The following is a 19,629-nucleotide window of genomic DNA, read 5'->3' on the forward strand; positions in this document are numbered from 1 at the left end:
CGCCCCCTTGATCAAGAGCATGATGGAGAGCATCCCCTGAACGGCTACCATGCTTCACTGCTACAACTGAGCTATATCCGAACGCTGGTGCTGTTCGTGCAGAGCGCAGCCCTGATGTTCGCGCTTTTCTTTCTGCATCTGAACCTCAATGCCTGGCTGCTCGGCTCGGTACTCGTGGCCCTGCTGCTGCTCAACCTGATGACCTTCGCCCGGCTGCATTCACCACTGCCGGTCACCGACTGGGAACTGTTCAGCCAGGTCTGTGCCGATATGGCGCTCTACGGTTGTTTGTTGTACCAGTCCGGCGGCGCCACCAACCCGTTCATTTTCACCCTGCTGGTACCACTGCTGATCACCGCCGCCACTCTGCCCAAACGTTTTACCCTGCTGATGGCACTGATGGTGGTGGCCCTGTACAGCATTCTGCTGCGTCATTTCCAGCCGTTGATCGAACCGGGCAGCAGCCATCAGCACCAGTTACTTAACCTGTTCGACCTGCATGTCATCGGCATGTGGATCAACTTCCTGTTTACCGTGTTGCTGATCAGCTGGTTCATCACCCGGATGCAGCTCTCACTGCAGGTACAAACCCAGGTGCTGCAACAAGAGCGGGACCAGCGCATTCAGGACCAGCAACTGCTGTCACTGGCGACCATGGCCGCCGGCACCGCCCATGAACTGGGTACCCCCCTGGCGACGATGCAGGTAACGCTGAAGGAGATGGCGCTCGATCATCCCGACGATGATCAGCTGCAGGAGGATATCGCGCTGCTGCAGGAGCAGGTGCAGCTGTGCAGCCAGCGCCTGCGCCAGCTGGCACACAAGGTCAGGGATGAGCAGGACAGCGGCCCGGCGGTCCCGCTCAGTACACTGCTGGCGGCGGTGATCGAGGAATGGACGCTGATGCGCCCCGAGGTCAGCCATACGCAGGCGATCGCGGCCAATGATCAGGCACGGGTGCAGGACTCGACCGCGCTGCGCCAGGCACTGCTGAACCTGTTCAACAACGCCGCGGATGCCTGCCCCGATGCCATTGAGGTCGAGCTGAGCTACCCATCTCCTGAACAGGCTCAGCTGCGTATCCGTGACCAGGGTCCCGGCCTGCCGCTGGAACAGGCCGATCAGCTGGGCAAGCCCTTTGTCACCACCAAGGGACGAGGCCTCGGTATCGGACTGTTCCTGACCACCTCCACCCTGGCTCGACATCACGGCGAGGTACGCCTGTACAACCACCCGGACGGCGGCACCCTGACCGAGGTCTGCCTGCCTCTGCTGCCGCCTCAGTAGCCACCCTGCAAAAGGAATCCACGGATGCCCGAACACTTTCTGATTGTCGATGATGATCCCACGTTCACCCGGGTACTGGCTCGGGCTATGACCCGGCGCGGTTTCGAAGTCGCCGTGGCTCGCAACGTTCCCGATGCGCTCCGGCAGGCCAGCGAGCAGCCGCCGGCTTATGCTACCGTGGATCTGAAGATGGAGGGCCCGTCAGGTCTGGCGTTGATTCCCGAATTAAGAGCGCTGAACCCGGCGATGAAGATTTTGGTACTGACCGGCTATGCCAGCATCGCGACCACGGTGGATGCGATCAAGTCCGGCGCCGACAACTATCTGCCCAAGCCGGCCGATGCCGACCAGATCCTGCGCGCACTGGACAGCGACGCCGACAGCGAGGAAATGCCGACCGAGATTCCCGAAACGCCGATGTCGGTCAACCGGCTGGAGTGGGAACATATCCAAAAGGTACTGCACGAACACGACGGCAATATCTCCGCCACCGCCCGGGCGCTGGGGATGCACCGGCGTACCCTGCAGCGCAAGCTGGCCAAGCACCCGGTTCGGCGCTGAGCAACCGTGGGCATGTGCTACTGTTCGTCGATATAGAGGCGTGCGTCGAAAGTACGGATCCAGTCGGGGTGAAACACCATCATGCCGGTCATGATGATGCCGTTGAGCAGCCCTTCCGGAAACATGATCAACGGCAGAAAGCGAACATATTCCAGATAGATCTTGGCCCAGGGGTAGACGCCGTCGGCCCAGAGCAGCAGTGCCATCACCATGCCCGCCAGCGCCGTCGCCACACCGGCACCAAAAAAGGCACAGAGAAACAGATAGACAAAGAAGTTGCGTGGCAGCCGTGCCTCAACCAGACGCAGCACACCGAGGCTGACCAGTGCCGGCACAATCACCGAACATAGCACATTAACGCTGAAGGTATCCCAGCTCTCCTGACCGATCAGCGTCATACCCAGCATCGCCAAAGTGCCGGAGAGGATCGCCAGATCCCAGCCAAACATCAGCGTCAGCGTGGTCATGCCAAGGAAATGAATGCCCAGTCCGGGCGAGATGCCTGCGCGCATGGTCCACATCAGCATCAATGCCACCGTGGCGCCGAACAGCAGATGCTGCAGTCGCCGCTCCTGCACCAGTACCCCCCAGGGTGCAACTCTCAGTGCCAGCAACAGGGCCAGTGCCGAAAACAGGGTGGAGGCCCAGAGCCAGCCTCCGCTGATCAGTCCCTGCGTCAGACTCATAGCAATACCCGTTCAGTTCAGACCAAAATTCAAAGTGCGCGACAGAAAATCAGCGCATCCTCACGGCCATCCGCCAGCGGATAGTAATCCTTGCGGCGTCCGCTTTGTTGCCAGCCGGTACGGCGATAGAGCCGCTGCGCGGGCAGGTTGGAAAGCCTGACCTCCAGAAACAGCTGCTCAACACCGGCCTGCTGGAGTGCCGTTTCGGCGTGCTGCAGCAGAGCCGCCGCCACACCCTGCTGCCGTGCCGCGGGTGATGTGGCAATGCGCAGCAACTCAGCCTCGTCCAGCACCCGGCTGAACAGGCAGTAACCCAGCAGCTCATCGCCCTGCCAGGCCAGCCAGGCACAGGCGCCCTGACCGAAAGTCGCCTTCTGCCACCAGCTCGCCGCGAAAGGCTCACCCGCAAAGCAGACCGCGTCCAGCGACTGTACCGCCACCAGATCAGCGGCTATCAGGGTACGCAGTTCAAGCAAGGTCCGAACCCGGATCGCGCCTGAACGGCTGCAGATCTCGCCACACCTCAGCCTTACGTTCCGGCAGGCGCAGCAGTTCACTGAGACTCAGGGTCACCAGCGCACGCCGCCCTTCACCCAGTTCCAACTGTTTGCCCTGCAATGCATCAAACTCGGTTTCCTGCTCAATCGTCCACTGACTGGCCGCGTCGCCGAGCAGCAGCACCTGGCGGATCTCCGGTGTGAATGCCAGCGTATTATTCAGCTTGCGCTGCACCGCCTTGCGCGCTTCGTCTGGCCCCTGGTTCAGCGTTTTACCGGCCAGCATCGGCCAGGGCAGCATGAACGGGGATGACAGTTCCGCATCCGCCGGCAAGCCCAGGGCATTGGTGATGCCCTGCAGCAGCCGTCGGTGCTGGCGGCTGAAGCCGTCCGCCTGATGCGGCGGCAGAGAATCGACGATCAGCAGGTCGCCGCGTACCAGGAAAGCCAGCTTGAACCGGGGTGCCGGTTCAGGCTTGGTCGCACGGACCGGTGCATGCACTTGCGGTTCTGCCGTACGCGGCTCCGCCAGCGTCGGCTCGGCCGCACTACGTTCGGCCGGCGTCTGGGCCACGGGCTGTTTGGGCTCATCCAGCAGCGCGGCCGTATCGATGCGTGGTCCTGCAGGCCGGGAAGGCCGCGACGACGGCGGCTGATCGCCCCCCTCATCGAAACCGCTGTCCTGCTGCCACTGCGCCTCGGCCTCGGGATAGCTGAACGCCTCGACCCAGTCGGGCGAGGGTGCGGCTCCGGGCAGAGGCGCGCGCGGCAACCAGCTGTCGATGCCGATCGCCTCCAGCCACTGGTGGCGTTGCTGCTCCTGAGCCTGTACTGACATCAACGTCCGTTACACCTGCGGGTGTGCTTTCTGGATGTTGGCATCCAGCATGTTCAGCGCGTGGATGTACGCCTTGGCCGAAGCGATGATGATATCGGTATCGGCACCCAGACCGTTGACGATACGACCAGCCTTTTCCAGACGCACGGTCACTTCACCCTGGGAGTCGGTGCCGCTGGTGATGGCGTTGACCGAGTACAGCTGCAGGTTGGCACCCGAGTTGGCCACCTGTTCCAGTGCCTTGAACGCGGCATCGACGGGGCCACTGCCGGAAGACTCAACCGCATGCTCTTCACCGTTGACCGAAACCACCAGGCTGGCCACCGGAGTTTCACCGGTCTGGGAGGTCACATTCAGGCTGCTCAGTTTGTATTTTTCGTGGTCGGCCGAAGCACGGGCATCGCTGACCAGCGCCACCAGGTCGTCGTCGAAGATCTCGCTCTTCTTGTCGGCCAGCTCCTTGAAGCGGGAGAACGCCGTATTCAGCTCGGCATCGGACGCAAAGGTGGTGCCCAGCTCTTCCATGCGGGTACGGAAAGCGTTGCGGCCGGACAACTTGCCCAGCACCATGCGGTTGGTGTTCCACCCCACATCCTCGGCAGTCATGATTTCGTAGGTTTCGCGATGCTTGAGCACGCCGTCCTGGTGGATACCGGACTCGTGCGCGAAGGCGTTGGCGCCGACGATCGCCTTGTTCGGCTGTACCGGGAAACCGGTCACACTGGAGACCAGACGCGACGCCGGCACGATCTGGGTGGTATCGATACCGGTGGTCAGCCCCAGTACGTCCTGACGGGTGCGCAGCGCCATGACGATCTCTTCCAGCGAGGCGTTACCGGCACGCTCACCCAGACCGTTGATGGTACATTCCACCTGACGGGCTCCGGCGCTGACCGCGGCCAGAGAGTTGGCTACCGCCAGCCCCAGGTCGTTGTGGCAGTGCACGGAGAAGATCGCCTTGTCGGCATTGGGAATGCGCGCAATCAGCTGAGCAATGGTGTTGCCGTACTCCTGAGGCACCGCGTAGCCTACGGTATCCGGGATGTTGATGGTACGGGCACCGGCATCGATCACTTTCTCGATGATGCGGCACATGAAATCCAGCTCGGAGCGGCTGGCATCTTCCAGCGAGAACTCGACATCGTCGATCAGGTTGCGCGCACGCTTGACCGCACGCACCGCGTTCTCGACCACCTGATCCGGCTCCATCTGCAGCTTGTACTGCATATGGATCGGCGAGGTCGCGATAAAGGTATGGATACGACCGGAGTTGGCACCTTTCAGCGCTTCACCGGCGCGGTCGATATCGGCATCCAGCGCACGAGAGAGCGAGCAGACGGTGCTGTCCTTGATGGTATCAGCGATGGTCTTGACCGACTCGAAGTCACCTGGACTGGCGATGGCAAAACCCGCTTCGATCACGTCCACGCGCAGCTTTTCCAGCTGCTTGGCGATACGCAGCTTCTCGTCACGCGTCATCGACGCGCCCGGGCTCTGCTCACCGTCACGCAGGGTGGTGTCAAAAATAATCACGCGGTCATCATTGCGGCTCATGCTCACTACTCCCGTCAGGTCCGGACCTCTCCTGTCCGGCGATAAAAATGCCTGCCTTGAAGGTACACAAATTGGAAGGCAGATACAGATCGTCCTATTGTATCATCAAGCCGCAACACCAAACACGCCATCGCCGATAAGGAGCCAGGGACATGACTGCCACCCGATTTGACCAGCTGATCGATCGCCGCGCCACTTCCAGCGAGAAATGGGAGAAATATGCCGACAGCGAGATCCTGCCGATGTGGGTGGCCGATACCGACTTCATGGCCCCTCAGCCGGTGATCGAGGCCCTGCACCAGCGCATCGACCACGGCGTCTTCGGCTATACCTGCACCCCGCCTGAACTGAACCGGCTGGTGATCGAACGGATGCAGGCGCTGTACGACTGGCAGATCGAGGCCAACGACCTGGTCTGGCTGCCCGGACTGGTCTGCGGGCTCAACCTGGCCTGCCGTACGGTGGGCGAAAGCGGCTCCACCGTGATCACCCCCGCCCCGGTCTACCCGCCGTTCATGTCGGCGCCGCGCCTGTCCGACCGTAGCCTGATCAAGGTGCCGCTCAAGCGGGGTGAGGACAGCCGTACGGTCATCGACCTGGAAGCACTGGAAGCGGCGATCACGCCCGCGGCCAAACTGCTGCTGTTCTGCAACCCGCACAACCCGGGCGGCACCCTCTATCGACGTGAAGAATTGGAAGCCCTGGCCGAGATCATCATCCGCCATGACCTGATCATCTGTTCCGACGAGATCCACTGCGACCTGATTCTGGAACCGGGGCTGATTCATACCCCGATCGCTTCACTGGGCGACGAGATCGCCGCCCGTACCATCACCCTGATGGCACCGAGCAAGACCTACAACATCGCCGGTCTCGGCTGCTCCTTTGCCGTGATCCAGAACCCGGAGCTGCGCCAGCGCTTCCAGCGCGTGCGCAAGGGGATCGTCCCCGACGTCAACCTGCTCGGCTACACCGCCGCGCTGGCCGCCTACCGCGATGGCGACGAGTGGAACCGCGCCCAGCTCAATTACCTGCGCACCAACCGCGACTATCTGGTCGACGCGATCAACGCCATCCCGGGCCTGAAACTGGACCCCATCGAAGCCACCTACCTGGCCTGGATCGACGTTTCCGCCGCCTGCCTGGAAAACCCGCCCCACTTCTTCGAACAGGCCGGCGTCGGCATGTCACCGGGTCGCGACTTCGGCGACGACCGCTTCATGCGGCTGAACTTCGGCTGCCCGCGGGCGCTGCTGGAACAGGCGGTGGATCGGATGCGGCGGGCGCTGTTGAACGAGCTGCCGGCTTGATTAAACACTCCGGAGTGATGTCGTTGCACTCAAACCAGGCCTTTGGCCCCTGCCCGGCCTGAATCTGCCGCCTGCATTTTTCGCCGGGAGAACGGTGCCTTAGGAGGGAGTATTCAGCGTAGTGGAACCCGCCGAGTGGTGCGGTGCGCTGTCGCCGCAACCATAACCGCGGGGTGAAATGCCTTATATTGAAGTAAAACCTGCCAATTTCTGTGTCAGTCGCTCCTGCATCCAACGTGCACTGACCTCTTCAGATCCAAGTCCTTCCAGTAGCGTCATGAAGTAACAATCCATCAATACTTGGCCGTACACCTGATCCTTTGCGCACACAGGCGCGTCAAACAGCTTGAAAATGAATGCTTCTATCTGTGGGCGCAACTCATCCTGATGCCACAGGATTTCCTTGAACAGCTCACGGCTGAATTCGGCCTGCGCGGCATAAAAAGGGTACAGGTGCTCGGCATAATGCAGCAAACGATCTTCAGCTGTGCAGCCTTTGAGACTCACATCTGCCTGCTTTATTACCTGCTCTATCTGAGTCTGGATCCCGGCTTTCAGTATCTCCAGCTTGGTACTGAAGTGACTGAATACCGTACCGTCCGCAATCCCAGCTGCGCGCGCGATCTGACGCGTACTGGTGGTCTGATAGCCTTTTTCCCGAAACAGATTCCAGGCGGCCTCTAAAATTCGGGCTCGTGTTCGCTCTCTCTTCGACTGCATGCTGTTTTTTCCTCCGCTGGCAGATCCTATCAGGCGGCATGTCGGTTGTAACCCGTCAGAGGTTGAAAATTGAGCGCGCTCAATATATTTTATGAGCGCGCTCAATTTTAACAGGACTCGATGATGAAAACGATAATTCACCAAACCGGGGCGTGGGTGATCATGGGACCCACACTCGTCATATTTTGCTATGTGCTAAGACCCCTGCTGGCTCTGGTACTGATACCCGGCGGGTTGCTGCTGTTGATGGCGATTACGCGTGGCGCAGCCTGGCCAGCCATTGTGGAAGGCCTATGGAGACGACCGGTTCAGCCTGATGAAAATGTCAGATGCTGTGTAAGACCTGCCCCCATACAGACGTCATTTACCCCGGGAGATTGAAACATGTTAAGACTCAGACTAATGCTTGCTGCTCTGGTATTTATCTCATGTTCAGCCATGGCAGAAACTCCTGCCAAAATCCTCAAGACCCCAATCTCACTGTTAAATGGCGATACCATCACATTAGAAGAGTACCAGGGTAAAAAACCGGTTTACCTGAAGTTTTGGGCCAGCTGGTGCCAGCCATGTCTGAAGGAGATGCCCCATTTTCAAGAATCTCAAGAAAAGTATGGAGATCAAATCAAGATTATCAGCATTAACATTGGCATCAATGACACCATTGAGGATATGAATAAGGTAGCCCTGAAGTACGGACTTACAATGGATTCCGCTTATGATAGCGATGGCGAGGTTGCTCAGGCATTCAAGTTTATTGGTACGCCTTACCATCTTTTATTTGATAGGCACATGAATCTGGTACACAGGGGACATAAGGCTGATGAGTCCCTGGAAAACAAGCTTCAGTTGCTGGCCAGCCAGTCAGACACGGAACATGCCTCACACGCCGTTTTTTCAGAAGAAGAGCAAGCACTTGATCTGCCGATTCACGCTCCGCAACCAACAGCCATATATTTCACTTCCACATGGTGTGACTGGTACCTGAAGGATACAAGGCCCGAAGTTTCTGAAAACTGTTCGAGGTCTCAAGTCGAGTTTAATAAGCTCGTCAGAAAGTATGATTCGGTTAATTGGGTACTGGTTGTATCCAGGCTGTGGACGGCCCAATCCGATTTGGACGATTATGTGCAAAAATATGACATCCCCATTAAAGGCCTGATTGACACCAGTAATAAAGCATTCGTTAATTATAATGTTAAACACTACCCCACATTGATCGTGTTTAAAGGCGGGAAGGAAGTACATCGCACATTAGATCTGACTCGGGATAGCCAACTGGCAGATATGCTCGAAAGCCTGTAACTTTGAGGCTATACAAGGATGCCGACCCTCTACGGCCGGCATCCTTGAGCAACATGCTTACTGCAATAACCCCGCCAGCAGACCTCGCACTTCGTCTTCACCCGCCTCAGGACTCAACGTCAGGCAGCGGAAGCCATCGCCGGAAAAGGAACGGTCCAGCTCGACAATCAGGTGAATGGCATCCGGACGACAGATGAACGACAGTTCCACTTCCTTGATCCGGTTCCAGCCCGGGCCGAAGCCGCCGGGCTTGTATTCCAGCTCTTGGTAGATACCGCTGGTAGAGCGAAAACCCTGCCCATTCAGGAAGCCCTTTTCCACATCAGCCTTGACCTGACGGTAACCCGCTTCCTGCATGCAGCGAATACAGGCCGCAACAACCGGCGCCGGGTGAACCCGCAGGAAGTCCTGGTCACGCGGGTCGATGGCAAAGTCGATATCCAGGCTGGTTTCCAGCCAGACCTTGCTCTCGCTGAGACCTTCCTCGACCACGGTGATCGGAGTTTCCGGGTGCAACTCAATGGCGAACGGGATGGAGCGCTCTTCTTCAGGAGCCAGTGTGAACGGCTCGTCGATCACATAGTGCGCCAGCACATGGTTGATACGTACCGTGGAATCATCCACCTCTTCCTTGGCTTCGGTCATCAGCTTCAGCTCAATGCGATCGACCTGCTGCTCAACGTCTCCGCCCTTGATGCGGATACTACCGGTCACCTGGCCACCCTGAGCCACATCTACGCTGTCCGGCACCGTATCGACCTGAGCGGCACCGATACCGATTTTAGCCATCATGCTTTTGAGCACTATTGATCTCCTTGAATAAAAAGCTACATCCTGTGGGTATAAAGGGGCTGTACCGGGGCACGTTAGCCGAGCCCCGGAAGCGGAAGTTTTGTTTTTTTCTTCGCGCAAAGGTTCACTATGCCGGAACCTGGCTCATGCCCGCGCATGCATGAACGACACCACCTGATCCAGGCTGTCCACGCCCAGCGCCAGCATTACCAGCCGGTCCACGCCCAGCGCCACACCGGCACAATCCGGCATGCCTGACTCCAGTGCATGTACCAGACGGGCGTCTAACGGGCGCTTTGGAAGACCCAAGGCAGCCCGCTGCTGCTGATCGGCGTCCAGCCGGCGCGCCTGCTCGGCGGCGTCAGTCAGTTCATGGTAGCCGTTGGCCAGTTCGACGCCGTCCACGAACAGCTCAAAGCGGGCCGCCACCCGCCGGCCCTGTTCGTCCTCGCGCACCTGCGCCAGCGCCGCCATGGAGGCCGGGTAGCTGTGGATAAATACCGCACCGCTTAATCGTGGCTCCAGCACATGAGACATCAGCAGGTTGAGCCAGGTATCCCGGTCATCATCCTCGAAGGGCGCATCCACATGCGCTCGACAGGCCTGTTGCAACTGCTCCAGTGTGGCACCGTGCGGATCCAGCCCAAGTTCCTGCTCAAACAGTTCGGCGTAACTCTGGTAACGCACCTGCAGCTCGGGAACCACGGCCGTGACCAGCGCTTCCACCTCGGCCATCAGCTGACGATCATCGAAGCCGAGTCGGTACCACTCCAGCATGGTGAATTCGGGATTGTGTTTGCGCCCCGATTCTCCGTTACGAAACACCTTCGCCATCTGGTAGATGTCACCGCTGCCGGCGGCCAGCAGGCGCTTCATGGCATATTCGGGCGAGGTTTGCAGGTAGAGACGCTCGTCTTCGATGCCCGGCTGGAAGCCGAAGCTGACTTCGAGACTGTCGATAAAGGGGTCACTGACCGCGCATTTGGACAGCACCGGGGTTTCCACCTCCAGTACCTCACGCTCGGCAAAGAAGTGACGTACCTGCGCCAGTATTCGTGCACGGGCACGCAAGTTTTCGATCGAGGCATTGGGGCGCCAGAGGTCGTTTTGCATCTTACTCAATGAATGGTCCTGGTGATGGTCAGGCTTGCTAAAGCTGCCTTGTTCAATGAACGTTGCCCATAAACGCAAAACGGCAGCCGAAGCTGCCATTATGTGGTCGTAAGGTGGGCCGAGTGGAGCTTACGGACTGTCTGCGGCCCTGGTGGTCAGCGGCCGCAGTCAAGCCTACAAGGATGTATTCACGGCATGCCCGTAAGGTTCATTCGACGCCAGCCGTACGCCTATCAGTTCGCGCGGCTAACGTACTCGCCGGTACGGGTATCGATGCGCAGCACTTCACCCTGCTCGATGAACAACGGCACACGAACCACGGCACCAGTGCTCAGGGTTGCCGGCTTGGAGCCGCCCTGGGCGGTATCGCCTTTCAGGCCCGGATCTGTCTCAACCACTTCCAGCTCAACGAAGTTCGGCGGCGTGATGCTGATCGGGTTGTTGTTCCACAGGGTCACAACAATCTTGTCCTGTTCCTTCAGCCACTTGGCAGCATCACCCACGGCATTCTCGTCAGCGGCGACCTGTTCGAAGGTTTTCGGGTCCATGAAGTGCCACATTTCGCCGTCGTTGTAGAGATACTCCATATCCGTATCCATCACGTCCGCGCTCTCGGCGGTTTCGTTGGACTTGAAGGTACGCTCCCAGATACGGCCGGTCAGCAGGTTACGCAGACGTACACGGGTGAACGCCTGGCCTTTACCCGGCTTGACGAACTCCACGTCGACCATGCTGCACGGGTCGCCGTCGATCATCACTTTCATGCCGTTCTTGAACTGGTTGCTGGAGTAGTTAGCCATAGTTGGAAAGTTCCGCGATCTGAAATTTCGAAGGCAGGCAACCGTCCAGCGGACAGGCGGCCCGTAAATTGACAGCCATTCTACTGCAAAGCAGAATGCAGGCAAACATACGCACAACCCTCCGAGCGACACGCCCCGATGAACCTGCTGCACCCCGTTGATGCCGACTGGCAGAGCGAACTGCGCCACTCGATTACCGACCCGGCCCAACTGCTGTCCGAACTGGAACTGCCCACCGAGCTGCTGGCAGGTGCCCTGCAGGCCGACCGCCAGTTCGCGCTCAAGGTGCCGCGCCCCTATCTGAGCCGTATTCGCAAGGGTGACCCGGATGACCCCCTGCTGCGCCAGATTTTGCCGCTGCAGCAAGAATTGCTCGAAGTACCAGGCTTTGGTACCGACCCGCTGGCCGAAGCAGCCGCCAACAAGTCTCAGGGGCTGATCCACAAATATACCGACCGGGTACTTCTGGTGTTGTCAGGCGCCTGCGCCATCAACTGTCGCTACTGTTTCCGCCGCCACTTCCCCTATGGCGACAACCAGCTGGGTGGCGATGCCTGGCAGGCGGCACTGGCGTATATTCGCGACCATGAACAGGTCAGCGAAGTGATCTTCTCGGGCGGTGACCCTCTGGCCACGCCGGACCGGCGGCTGGCCCGGATGATTGCCGATCTGGAGTGCATCCCGCACCTGAAGCGGCTACGCATCCACTCCCGCCTGCCACTGGTGATCCCGCAGCGGGTCACCCCTGAGCTGGTTGAAACATTGGGCAACAGCCGCCTGGCCTGCACGCTGGTGCTGCATATCAACCACCCGCAGGAAGTCGACGACCAGGTTCGCCGCGGTCTGCGCCCCCTGCGCCAGGCCGGTGTGACCCTGCTCAATCAGGCAGTACTGCTGAAAGGCATCAACGATAGTGTCGCTGTACAAAAAGCACTCAGCGAAAGCCTGTTCACTGATGGCATCCTGCCCTATTATTTATTTGTACTGGATGCAGTGGCCGGCGCCGCTCATTTCGATATCAGCGATGACGAAGCGCGCCGACTGGTGGGCGAATTACAGACGGTATTACCCGGTTATCTGGTGCCCCGTCTGGCCCGGGAAATACCCGGCCGCCCGTCCAAGACCCTGCTGCTGCCCGTTGCTCCGAGGGAGAGCGCCAGTATCTGAATCTTTGGTCAGCCTGCGTTAAGATTGCCGGCGTCACCCTAACGCCTCACCCCGCCCCCAGCTCGGGTCGGGTCATGTCAGAATGAAAGGATTTGGATATCCATGTTGAATCAAGGTCAGAGCACAGGTCGTTTTTCCACCTTGCGCCTCGGCAGCCTACTCGCCATGAGCGTACTGCTGGCTGCCTGCGCCCAGAAGCAACCGGCACCGCCACCCGTTGCCAAGCCTGCCCCCAAGCCCGAACCCAAGCCGGTTCTGCTGATCAGTGATCACCATACCCGCGGCAGCAGCGATGCCAGCATCAGTTTTACCAACAACACCGGCCAGACGCTGCAATACGTGATGTTCAAAACCAGCGCTTTCACCCGCGAAGGAAAGCCGGTGAACTCGAAGAAGAGTGGCCGCCGCAATGCCTGGCTGCGGGTTGCCGGTCCCTTTGCGCCCGGCCAGAGCGTGGGCGACAAGGTGTGGCAAAAGGTATGGCGGCACCCCAACCTGGGTTGCTTCAAGATCGAAGGTGCCGAGCTGATCTTCGCAGACCAGAGCGTGGAGTATCACACCACTGACCGCTTTGCGATGCTGAACCAGAGCGCCATGCGCAACGCCTCCTGCGGCGGCAAGGGCGTGCGTACGGCCGCGCAGTAAGCCTCAGCTGTCCTTGCGTGGCGGGGTCAGGGGAAAGGCAGCAATGTTTCCCTTGGCCTCGCTGATCCGCGCGACGCCCTCGGTTTTGACCTCGTCGATGCGGATGATCGCCTGCATCGGCACATAGCAGGTGTTCACATCGGCAAACTCCTGCTTCAGTTTTTCTTCCCCTGGATCCACCAACAGCTCTGAGCGGCTGCCAAAGACAAAATCTTCCAGCTGGATGAACCCCCACATGTCGCTCTGATACACATGGCGTACATAGACCTCGTACACCTTGTCCTGATTGACGAAACTGACTCGATACAGACGTGCTTCATTCGCCATGAGGCGCCCTTCTCCCGATAAACCTTTTGATGCGAATATGGGGACTACTTGCCGGAAAACAAGGCTGGATAATTTTTAACCAGTTTGTGGCCTAACCGCCCGCCCTTGCGGTATAATTTTGCCCCTCTTCGAGACCCGCTCTCTTTTTATTTCCACAGGTTTTACAGGTGATTCATGGCGAAAAAGCTGTTTATCAAGACACATGGCTGTCAGATGAACGAGTACGACTCCTCCCGCATGGCGGATCTGCTGGGCGAAAGCCACGCGCTGGAGTTGACGGACAATCCCGATGAAGCGGATGTCCTGCTGCTGAACACCTGCTCGATCCGTGAAAAAGCGCAGGAGAAGGTGTTCCATCAGCTGGGCCGCTGGCGCAAACTGAAAGAGGAGAAGCCCGACCTGATGATCGGTGTCGGCGGCTGCGTGGCCTCCCAGGAAGGCGAAGCGATCCGTGATCGCGCACCTTACGTGGACATGATCTTCGGCCCGCAGACCCTGCACCGCCTGCCGGAAATGATCACCGAGAGCCGCAACGGCGGCGTCGGCATCGTCGATGTCAGCTTCCCGGAGATCGAAAAGTTCGACCATCTGCCCGCGCCCAAGGTGGAAGGCGCCGAAGCGTTCGTCTCCGTCATGGAGGGCTGCAGCAAGTACTGCACCTTCTGCGTGGTGCCCTACACCCGTGGCGAGGAAGTCAGCCGTCCGCTGGATGATGTGCTGGCCGAGTGTGTCGAACTGGCCGAACAGGGCGTACGCGAAGTCAACCTGCTGGGCCAGAACGTCAACGCCTACCGCGGCGCCACCCATGACGGCGACACCGCCGACCTGGCCGAACTGATCCGCTGCGTGGCAGCGATCGACGGTATCGACCGCATCCGCTTCACCACCTCGCATCCGGTGGAGTTCAGCGATAGCCTGATCGATGTCTACGCCGAAGTGCCTGAGCTGGTCAGCCACCTGCACCTGCCGGTGCAGAGCGGCTCCGACCGTATCCTGATGGCGATGAAGCGTGGCCACACGGCACTGGAGTACAAGTCCAAGCTGCGACGCATCAAGAAACTGCGCCCGGAAATCAGCTTCTCGTCCGACTTCATCATCGGCTTCCCGAACGAAACCGAGGCCGACTTCGAAGCCACCATGAACCTGATCGCCGACATCGGTTTCGATGCCTCGTTCAGCTTCATCTACAGCCGTCGCCCGGGGACCCCGGCCGCCGACCTGCCGGACAACGTCGACGAAGAAACCAAGAAACAGCGCCTGAAGATCCTGCAGGACCGTATCACGGCACAGGCGTTCCAGATCAGCCGTCGCATGGTGGGCAGCACCCAGCGTATCCTGGTCAACGGTTACTCCAAGAAGGACCCGGGCCAGCTGTCCGGCCGCACCGAGAATAACCGTGTCGTCAACTTCCGCTGCGACAATCCGGATCTGATCGGCCACTTTGCCGATGTCCGCATCGTCGAAGCCTATGCCAACTCATTGCTCGGTGAACTGGTCAGTTCCGAGCTGGATGCCTGATTTTCGCCACAGGAGCGTGACTTGACCCCTAACCACTCCACCACTCTGATTCTGGAACCGAACAACCCGGCCGCCCTGCTCAACCTGAGCGGCCAGTTCGACGCCCACCTGAAGCTGCTCGAAGAGCGTACCGGCGTCGAGATCCGCAACCGCGGCAACCGTTTCCAGCTGGTCGGCCCCGAAGCCGCCGCCCGCGCCATGGGCCGCCTGCTGGAGCAGCTCTACCAGCAGGCACTGGCCGGCGACACCCTGAGCCCGGAGAGCATCCACCTGCAGCTGCAGGACAGCGGTATCGAACAGCCGCCCAAGCGCAGCGACAAGGCGCAGAGCGAGGAAGAGAAGCGCTACGCCATCCGTACTCGCAAGGTGCTGATCAAGCCGCGTCCGGGCAAACAGCAGGACTACGTGCAGCAGATTCGCACCCACGACATCAACTTCGGCATCGGCCCGGCCGGTACCGGCAAGACCTACCTCGCCGTGGCCTGTGCCGTGGAAGCGCTGGAGCGCGAAGAGGTCAGCCGTATCCTGCTGGTACGCCCGGCGGTTGAGGCCGGCGAAAAGCTGGGCTTCCTGCCCGGAGACCTGAGCCAGAAGGTGGACCCCTACCTGCGCCCGCTGTACGACGCCCTGTACGAAATGCTCGGCTTCGAAAAGGTGGCCAAGCTGATCGAACGCAACGTAATCGAGGTCGCCCCGCTGGCCTACATGCGCGGCCGCACCCTGAACGGCTCCTTCGTCATTCTCGACGAGAGCCAGAACACTACCCGCGAACAGATGAAGATGTTCCTGACTCGCATCGGCTTCGGCTCCACCGCCGTGATCACCGGCGACAAGACTCAGATCGACCTGCCCAAGGGCGTCAAGTCGGGCCTGTTGCACGCCATGGAGGTGCTGGACGGGGTCAATGAGATCGGGTTTACCTACTTCGGCTCCAAGGATGTGGTGCGCCACCCGCTGGTGCAGCACATCGTCGAAGCCTATGAACGTCATGAAGAAGCCCAGCAGAATGGAGACGAGCGATGAGCATTGCCGTTGATGTCCAGTACGCCATTGAAGCCCCCGACCTGCCCCGCGATGCGGATTTCACCCTCTGGGTGGGCACCGTGCTCAAGGAGCTTAAGGTCGACGGCGAAGTCTGCATCCGTGTCGTCGACGCCGACGAAAGCCAGGCGCTGAATGCCGAGTACCGTGGCAAGGACAAGCCCACCAACGTGCTGTCCTTCCCGTTCGAGGTACCGCCGGGTGTGCCGGTCACCCTGCTGGGTGATCTGGTGATCTGTGCCGAGGTGGTCGCCCGTGAAGCCGAAGAGCAGCAGAAAGCGCTGTTGCACCACTGGGCTCACATGGTCGTGCACGGGACCTTGCATCTGCTCGGATTCGATCATATAAATGACGACGAAGCCGAAGAGATGGAAGCGCTGGAGCGCAACCTTCTGGCCCGGCTGGATATAGCCGATCCCTATCAGGCTGACGCCTGAGCCGGCAACGATAACCGGGCTCAGCGATCTGCCGAGATGCCTTTCAGAGGACCCCTATGAGCGAAGACCGATCGGGCGGCACGTCAAAGAGTTGGCTGGATAAACTGACCCAGGCCTTCTCCGACGAACCCCGCAGTCTTGAGGACGTACGCGAGATTCTGTTGCAGGCCAACGAATCCGGCATCCTCGATAACGACGCCCTTGGCATTATCGAGGGCGCCATGCAGGTCACCGAGATGCAGGTGCGGGATGCGATGATCCCGCGCTCGCAGATGACCATGGTGCAGGTGAACCAGACACCGCGCGAGTTCCTGCCGGTAATCATCTCCAGCGCCCACTCCCGCTTTCCGGTCTGTGGTGAAAACCCCGACGAGGTGCTGGGTATTCTGCTCGCCAAGGACCTGCTGCCCTACATGCTTGAGGGCACTCTGGACCAGTTCGATATCCGCCAGTGTCTGCGCAAGGCCACCTTCATTCCCGAGAGCAAACGCCTCAATGTGCTGCTCAACGAGTTCCGTGGCACGCGTAACCACATGGCGATCGTAGTGGATGAATACGGCGGCATTGCCGGCCTGATCACCATCGAGGACGTGCTGGAGCAGATCGTCGGCGAAATCGAAGATGAACACGATGCTGATGACGACGACGGCAATATCCGCCCCTTCGACGACAACGGCTTCCTGGTCAAGGCACTGACCCCGATCGAGGATTTCAACGCCTACTTCGATGTCGGCTTCTCCGATAACGAGTTCGACACCATCGGCGGCATCGTCACCCAACACTTCGGACACCTGCCGGCCAAGGATGAACAGGTTGATATCGACGGCTTCAGCTTCAAGGTGCTGGCTGCCGACAACCGTCGCCTCCGTCTGCTGCAGGTCACCCGCCGCTGACGTGGCCAGGCTTGCCAAACGCCCCCGCTGGCTGACCGCCCTGCTGGCCCTGGCTGGCGGGGCCGGCATTACCCTGTCACTGGCACCTTTTGACCTGCTGCCCTTTGCCCTGCTGGGCCCCGCTCTGCTGTACTGGCTGCAACGCCACCAGAACAGTCGTGCCGCCTTCTTCACCGGCTGGGCCTTCGGCACCGGCTTCTGGGGCGCCGGCGTCTCCTGGGTCTATGTCAGCATCCACACCTACGGCAACGCCTCGGTGGCACTGGCCGGCCTGCTCACGGCGCTGTTCGTCATCGCCCTGGGGTTGCTGTTCGCCCTGCAGGGGTGGTGTTTTGCCAAGCTGGCCGCGCCGGCCCGGCAACGCTGGCTGGTGTTCTCGCTGGTCTGGGTTGGCTTTGAGTGGCTGCGCAGCTGGCTGCTGACCGGTTTTCCCTGGCTGCTGCTCGGCTACGTCTGGCTGGATACGCCCTTGCAAGCCTGGGCCCCGATCGGCGGCGTCTGGCTGCTGTCACTGCTGACCCTGCTGCTGGCCACCGGCCTTGTGCGCCTGCTGGTCGATCGCAAACCGCTGGCACTGCTGCCCGGCGTACTGATGGCAGCCCTGTCCGTTGTACTGCCTGCCAGCTGGAGCCAGCCCCGTGACGCTGAAGCACTGGATGTGGCGCTGATCCAGCCCAACATTCCTCAGCTGGCCAAGTGGCAGCCGGATAACCTGCAGCGCATCCTGCAGCACCAGATCAGCCTCAGTCTGCCGTTCGCCGATGCCGACCTGATCGTCTGGCCTGAAACTGCGATCCCGGCCACCTTCGACCGCGCCGCGCCGATCATGACCCCTTTCCTGGACCTGCTTGACGCCCGCGGCACCGCACTGATCAGTGGTTTCCCCTTCGCCGAGGCAGACCCGAGCCATCCGCGCGGCCAGCGTTTCCATAACAGCATCGGGGTGTTCAGCGCCGGACAGGATCTGTACCACAAGCAGCGGCTGGTGCCGTTTGGTGAGTATGTGCCGTTCGAGGACCAGCTACGCGGTCTGATCGCCTTCTTCGATCTGCCGATGTCCAGCTTCAGCCTGCCGACACAGGACACGGCCCCGCTGAAGCTGGGTAATAAGAGCATTGCACCGGCCGTCTGCTACGAGATCGCCTATCCGGAGCTGGTTCGGTCACTGGCTCGTGACAGCGACATTCTGCTGACGGTGTCCAATGACACCTGGTTCGGTCGCTCCATCGCACCGGATCAGCACCTGCAGCTGGCACGCATGCGGGCGCTGGAGAACGGTCGTTGGCTGATCCGTGGTACCAATAACGGGCTGACCGCCTTCGTACGTCCCGACGGCAGTATTGCAGCCCAGGCCCCGGTGGATCAGGCAACCCAGCTGCGCCACACAGTGGTACCGATGAGCGGCCTGACGCCCTGGCAGCGTTTTGGTCTCTGGCCGGTGACGCTGCTCGGGCTGCTGCTGGGGTTACTGGCCTACTGGCGACCAGGGCAGCGACACTCGCTCAAATACCACGGCACCACAGCGTGAGCAGGGCTGGATCCGGTCGGTCGCCTTCAGCTGCTGCTGTTCACCGCACTGCAGGCAGCGCAGGGTACCTGGTGCACTGACCTCGCCAGCCAGATACTGATCTTCCGAGTGCGCCAGCTGCTCACGCAGCAGCTCATGCTGCACCCGAGTTTTGTCAGCCAGGTCCAGCAGGCTCTGTTTCACCTTCTGCTCCAGGATATCGAGATCGAAATGCAGCCAGGCGGCGACCCCTTCGCCGGTTTCGTGGGCGTAGTAGCCGAGCTGCTTGAGGTCACGTCGCAGATAGGCCTTGAGCAGGTCGACTTCGTCCCGCGTCATCTCCTCGGCGGCCAGTTCGACCTCAGCGGCTTCCTCAATCTGCTCCTGCAGGTATTCCCAGCTGACTTCACCAGCCTTGTCCAGCCGCTGGCGCAACTGTTCCAGTATCCGATCATAGGCCGCAGGGGCATTTTCGGAGTGTTTGGGGGTATTGGGTTCTTGCTTGCTCATCGGCGACTCCTGAACATCCTCGGCCGCTGGGTGCAGCCTGAATATGATTCAGTATATAGCCGATTTGAAGGGACTGAAGGGGCGCAGGTCAACAGGGCGTGACCTGCACCCGATTTGACAGCGG

Annotated in this window: 21 protein-coding genes; 11 read left to right on the plus strand and 10 right to left on the minus strand. The window is 60.1% G+C overall.

Going from position 1 to position 19,629, the window contains the following annotated elements; all coding sequences use genetic code 11:
• The first annotated feature begins 96 nt into the window (after nt 1-96).
• Nucleotides 97-1,287 (plus strand): ATP-binding protein, encoded by a 1,191-nt coding sequence (locus ABD013_RS12465; protein ID WP_343806350.1) that lies wholly within the window; start codon nt 97-99, stop codon nt 1,285-1,287.
• 24 nt (nt 1,288-1,311) lie between these two features.
• Nucleotides 1,312-1,848, plus strand: a complete 537-nt coding sequence (locus ABD013_RS12470) for a response regulator transcription factor (RefSeq protein WP_343806352.1) — start codon at nt 1,312-1,314, stop codon at nt 1,846-1,848.
• Between the two features lie 17 nt (nt 1,849-1,865).
• Here the strand turns inward: ABD013_RS12470 and ABD013_RS12475 are convergent, their stop codons facing one another.
• The 4 genes from ABD013_RS12475 to ABD013_RS12490 are packed head-to-tail and all read right to left on the minus strand — an operon-like array spanning nt 1,866 to nt 5,423.
• Nucleotides 1,866-2,534 carry an energy-coupling factor ABC transporter permease gene (locus ABD013_RS12475; protein ID WP_343806354.1) on the minus strand — a complete coding sequence of 223 codons (669 nt, stop codon included), beginning with the start codon at nt 2,532-2,534 and terminating at the stop codon, nt 1,866-1,868.
• Between the two features lie 29 nt (nt 2,535-2,563).
• Nucleotides 2,564-3,010, minus strand: a complete 447-nt coding sequence (gene rimI / locus ABD013_RS12480) for a ribosomal protein S18-alanine N-acetyltransferase (RefSeq protein WP_343806356.1) — start codon at nt 3,008-3,010, stop codon at nt 2,564-2,566.
• The gene (locus ABD013_RS12485; RefSeq protein ID WP_343806358.1) at nt 3,003-3,869 is read right to left on the minus strand and encodes a uracil-DNA glycosylase family protein; all 867 of its coding nucleotides are present in this window, start codon (nt 3,867-3,869) and stop codon (nt 3,003-3,005) included. The genes rimI and ABD013_RS12485 overlap by 8 nt, the downstream gene beginning before the upstream one ends.
• Nucleotides 3,870-3,878: 9 nt before the next feature.
• The gene (locus tag ABD013_RS12490; protein ID WP_343806359.1) at nt 3,879-5,423 is read right to left on the minus strand and encodes a 2-isopropylmalate synthase; all 1,545 of its coding nucleotides are present in this window, start codon (nt 5,421-5,423) and stop codon (nt 3,879-3,881) included.
• 152 nt (nt 5,424-5,575) lie between these two features.
• Here ABD013_RS12490 and ABD013_RS12495 point away from each other — a divergent pair, with 152 nt between their 5' ends.
• Nucleotides 5,576-6,733 (plus strand): MalY/PatB family protein, encoded by a 1,158-nt coding sequence (locus ABD013_RS12495; RefSeq protein WP_343806361.1) that lies wholly within the window; start codon nt 5,576-5,578, stop codon nt 6,731-6,733.
• Nucleotides 6,734-6,916: 183 nt separating this feature from the next.
• On the opposite strand, the gene ABD013_RS12500 is transcribed toward ABD013_RS12495, so the two are convergent.
• A complete protein-coding gene (locus tag ABD013_RS12500; protein ID WP_343806363.1) occupies nt 6,917-7,453 on the minus strand; it encodes a TetR/AcrR family transcriptional regulator in 537 nt (178 codons plus the stop codon).
• 402 nt (nt 7,454-7,855) lie between these two features.
• Between ABD013_RS12500 and ABD013_RS12505 the strand changes: the two genes are divergently transcribed.
• Nucleotides 7,856-8,755 carry a TlpA family protein disulfide reductase gene (locus tag ABD013_RS12505; RefSeq protein WP_343806365.1) on the plus strand — a complete coding sequence of 300 codons (900 nt, stop codon included), beginning with the start codon at nt 7,856-7,858 and terminating at the stop codon, nt 8,753-8,755.
• A 57-nt stretch (nt 8,756-8,812) separates the two neighbouring features.
• Here the strand turns inward: ABD013_RS12505 and ABD013_RS12510 are convergent, their stop codons facing one another.
• The 3 genes from ABD013_RS12510 to efp all read right to left on the minus strand — a co-directional run bounded on the left by ABD013_RS12510 (nt 8,813) and on the right by efp (nt 11,460).
• Complete coding sequence (locus ABD013_RS12510; protein ID WP_343806367.1) at nt 8,813-9,559, minus strand: sporulation protein; 747 nt, start codon at nt 9,557-9,559, stop codon at nt 8,813-8,815.
• 132 nt (nt 9,560-9,691) lie between these two features.
• Complete coding sequence (gene epmA / locus ABD013_RS12515) at nt 9,692-10,660, minus strand: EF-P lysine aminoacylase EpmA (protein ID WP_343807414.1); 969 nt, start codon at nt 10,658-10,660, stop codon at nt 9,692-9,694.
• A 233-nt stretch (nt 10,661-10,893) separates the two neighbouring features.
• Nucleotides 10,894-11,460 (minus strand): elongation factor P, encoded by a 567-nt coding sequence (gene efp / locus ABD013_RS12520; RefSeq protein ID WP_343806369.1) that lies wholly within the window; start codon nt 11,458-11,460, stop codon nt 10,894-10,896.
• Between the two features lie 138 nt (nt 11,461-11,598).
• Here efp and epmB point away from each other — a divergent pair, with 138 nt between their 5' ends.
• Nucleotides 11,599-12,627 carry an EF-P beta-lysylation protein EpmB gene (epmB, locus tag ABD013_RS12525; RefSeq protein WP_343806371.1) on the plus strand — a complete coding sequence of 343 codons (1,029 nt, stop codon included), beginning with the start codon at nt 11,599-11,601 and terminating at the stop codon, nt 12,625-12,627.
• A gap of 102 nt (nt 12,628-12,729) precedes the next feature.
• Nucleotides 12,730-13,272, plus strand: a complete 543-nt coding sequence (locus tag ABD013_RS12530) for a hypothetical protein (protein WP_343806373.1) — start codon at nt 12,730-12,732, stop codon at nt 13,270-13,272.
• Between the two features lie 3 nt (nt 13,273-13,275).
• Here ABD013_RS12530 and ABD013_RS12535 read toward each other — a convergent pair whose 3' ends face one another.
• Nucleotides 13,276-13,599: a DUF1820 family protein gene (locus ABD013_RS12535; protein WP_343806375.1), complete on the minus strand. Its 324-nt coding sequence runs from the start codon at nt 13,597-13,599 to the stop codon at nt 13,276-13,278.
• 174 nt (nt 13,600-13,773) lie between these two features.
• Here ABD013_RS12535 and miaB point away from each other — a divergent pair, with 174 nt between their 5' ends.
• From miaB to lnt, 5 genes are read left to right on the plus strand one after another with little or no spacing between them, the layout of a single operon-like run.
• Entirely contained in the window at nt 13,774-15,117 is a 1,344-nt protein-coding gene (gene miaB, locus ABD013_RS12540) for a tRNA (N6-isopentenyl adenosine(37)-C2)-methylthiotransferase MiaB (RefSeq protein ID WP_343806377.1), read from the plus strand.
• Between the two features lie 21 nt (nt 15,118-15,138).
• A complete protein-coding gene (locus tag ABD013_RS12545) occupies nt 15,139-16,140 on the plus strand; it encodes a PhoH family protein (RefSeq protein WP_343806379.1) in 1,002 nt (333 codons plus the stop codon).
• The gene (gene ybeY, locus ABD013_RS12550; protein ID WP_343806380.1) at nt 16,137-16,595 is read left to right on the plus strand and encodes an rRNA maturation RNase YbeY; all 459 of its coding nucleotides are present in this window, start codon (nt 16,137-16,139) and stop codon (nt 16,593-16,595) included. Before ABD013_RS12545 ends, ybeY begins: the two co-directional genes overlap by 4 nt.
• A gap of 56 nt (nt 16,596-16,651) precedes the next feature.
• The gene (locus ABD013_RS12555; protein WP_343806381.1) at nt 16,652-17,488 is read left to right on the plus strand and encodes a CorC family transporter; all 837 of its coding nucleotides are present in this window, start codon (nt 16,652-16,654) and stop codon (nt 17,486-17,488) included.
• Nucleotide 17,489: 1 nt separating this feature from the next.
• Nucleotides 17,490-19,016 (plus strand): apolipoprotein N-acyltransferase, encoded by a 1,527-nt coding sequence (gene lnt / locus ABD013_RS12560; RefSeq protein ID WP_343806383.1) that lies wholly within the window; start codon nt 17,490-17,492, stop codon nt 19,014-19,016.
• Here lnt and ABD013_RS12565 read toward each other — a convergent pair.
• Nucleotides 18,954-19,505, minus strand: a complete 552-nt coding sequence (locus ABD013_RS12565; RefSeq protein WP_343806385.1) for a zinc ribbon-containing protein — start codon at nt 19,503-19,505, stop codon at nt 18,954-18,956. The genes lnt and ABD013_RS12565 overlap by 63 nt on opposite strands.
• Nucleotides 19,506-19,629 lie beyond the last annotated feature (124 nt).

Source organism: Marinobacterium maritimum (assembly GCF_039523155.1).
GTDB classification, from domain to species: domain Bacteria; phylum Pseudomonadota; class Gammaproteobacteria; order Pseudomonadales; family Balneatricaceae; genus Marinobacterium; species Marinobacterium maritimum.

What these genes read in the sequence shown, in the direction of transcription:
- ABD013_RS12470 (WP_343806352.1), top strand. Translation starts at nt 1,312, where the DNA reads ATGCCCGAACACTTTCTGATTGTCGATGATGATCCCACGTTCACCCGG.
- ABD013_RS12475 (WP_343806354.1), bottom strand. Translation starts at nt 2,534, where the DNA reads ATGAGTCTGACGCAGGGACTGATCAGCGGAGGCTGGCTCTGGGCCTCC.
- ABD013_RS12485 (WP_343806358.1), bottom strand. Translation starts at nt 3,869, where the DNA reads ATGTCAGTACAGGCTCAGGAGCAGCAACGCCACCAGTGGCTGGAGGCG.
- ABD013_RS12490 (WP_343806359.1), bottom strand. Translation starts at nt 5,423, where the DNA reads ATGAGCCGCAATGATGACCGCGTGATTATTTTTGACACCACCCTGCGT.
- ABD013_RS12495 (WP_343806361.1), top strand. Translation starts at nt 5,576, where the DNA reads ATGACTGCCACCCGATTTGACCAGCTGATCGATCGCCGCGCCACTTCC.
- ABD013_RS12500 (WP_343806363.1), bottom strand. Translation starts at nt 7,453, where the DNA reads ATGCAGTCGAAGAGAGAGCGAACACGAGCCCGAATTTTAGAGGCCGCC.
- ABD013_RS12505 (WP_343806365.1), top strand. Translation starts at nt 7,856, where the DNA reads ATGCTTGCTGCTCTGGTATTTATCTCATGTTCAGCCATGGCAGAAACT.
- epmA (WP_343807414.1), bottom strand. Translation starts at nt 10,660, where the DNA reads ATGCAAAACGACCTCTGGCGCCCCAATGCCTCGATCGAAAACTTGCGT.
- efp (WP_343806369.1), bottom strand. Translation starts at nt 11,460, where the DNA reads ATGGCTAACTACTCCAGCAACCAGTTCAAGAACGGCATGAAAGTGATG.
- epmB (WP_343806371.1), top strand. Translation starts at nt 11,599, where the DNA reads ATGAACCTGCTGCACCCCGTTGATGCCGACTGGCAGAGCGAACTGCGC.
- ABD013_RS12530 (WP_343806373.1), top strand. Translation starts at nt 12,730, where the DNA reads ATGTTGAATCAAGGTCAGAGCACAGGTCGTTTTTCCACCTTGCGCCTC.
- ABD013_RS12535 (WP_343806375.1), bottom strand. Translation starts at nt 13,599, where the DNA reads ATGGCGAATGAAGCACGTCTGTATCGAGTCAGTTTCGTCAATCAGGAC.
- miaB (WP_343806377.1), top strand. Translation starts at nt 13,774, where the DNA reads ATGGCGAAAAAGCTGTTTATCAAGACACATGGCTGTCAGATGAACGAG.
- ybeY (WP_343806380.1), top strand. Translation starts at nt 16,137, where the DNA reads ATGAGCATTGCCGTTGATGTCCAGTACGCCATTGAAGCCCCCGACCTG.
- ABD013_RS12555 (WP_343806381.1), top strand. Translation starts at nt 16,652, where the DNA reads ATGAGCGAAGACCGATCGGGCGGCACGTCAAAGAGTTGGCTGGATAAA.
- ABD013_RS12565 (WP_343806385.1), bottom strand. Translation starts at nt 19,505, where the DNA reads ATGAGCAAGCAAGAACCCAATACCCCCAAACACTCCGAAAATGCCCCT.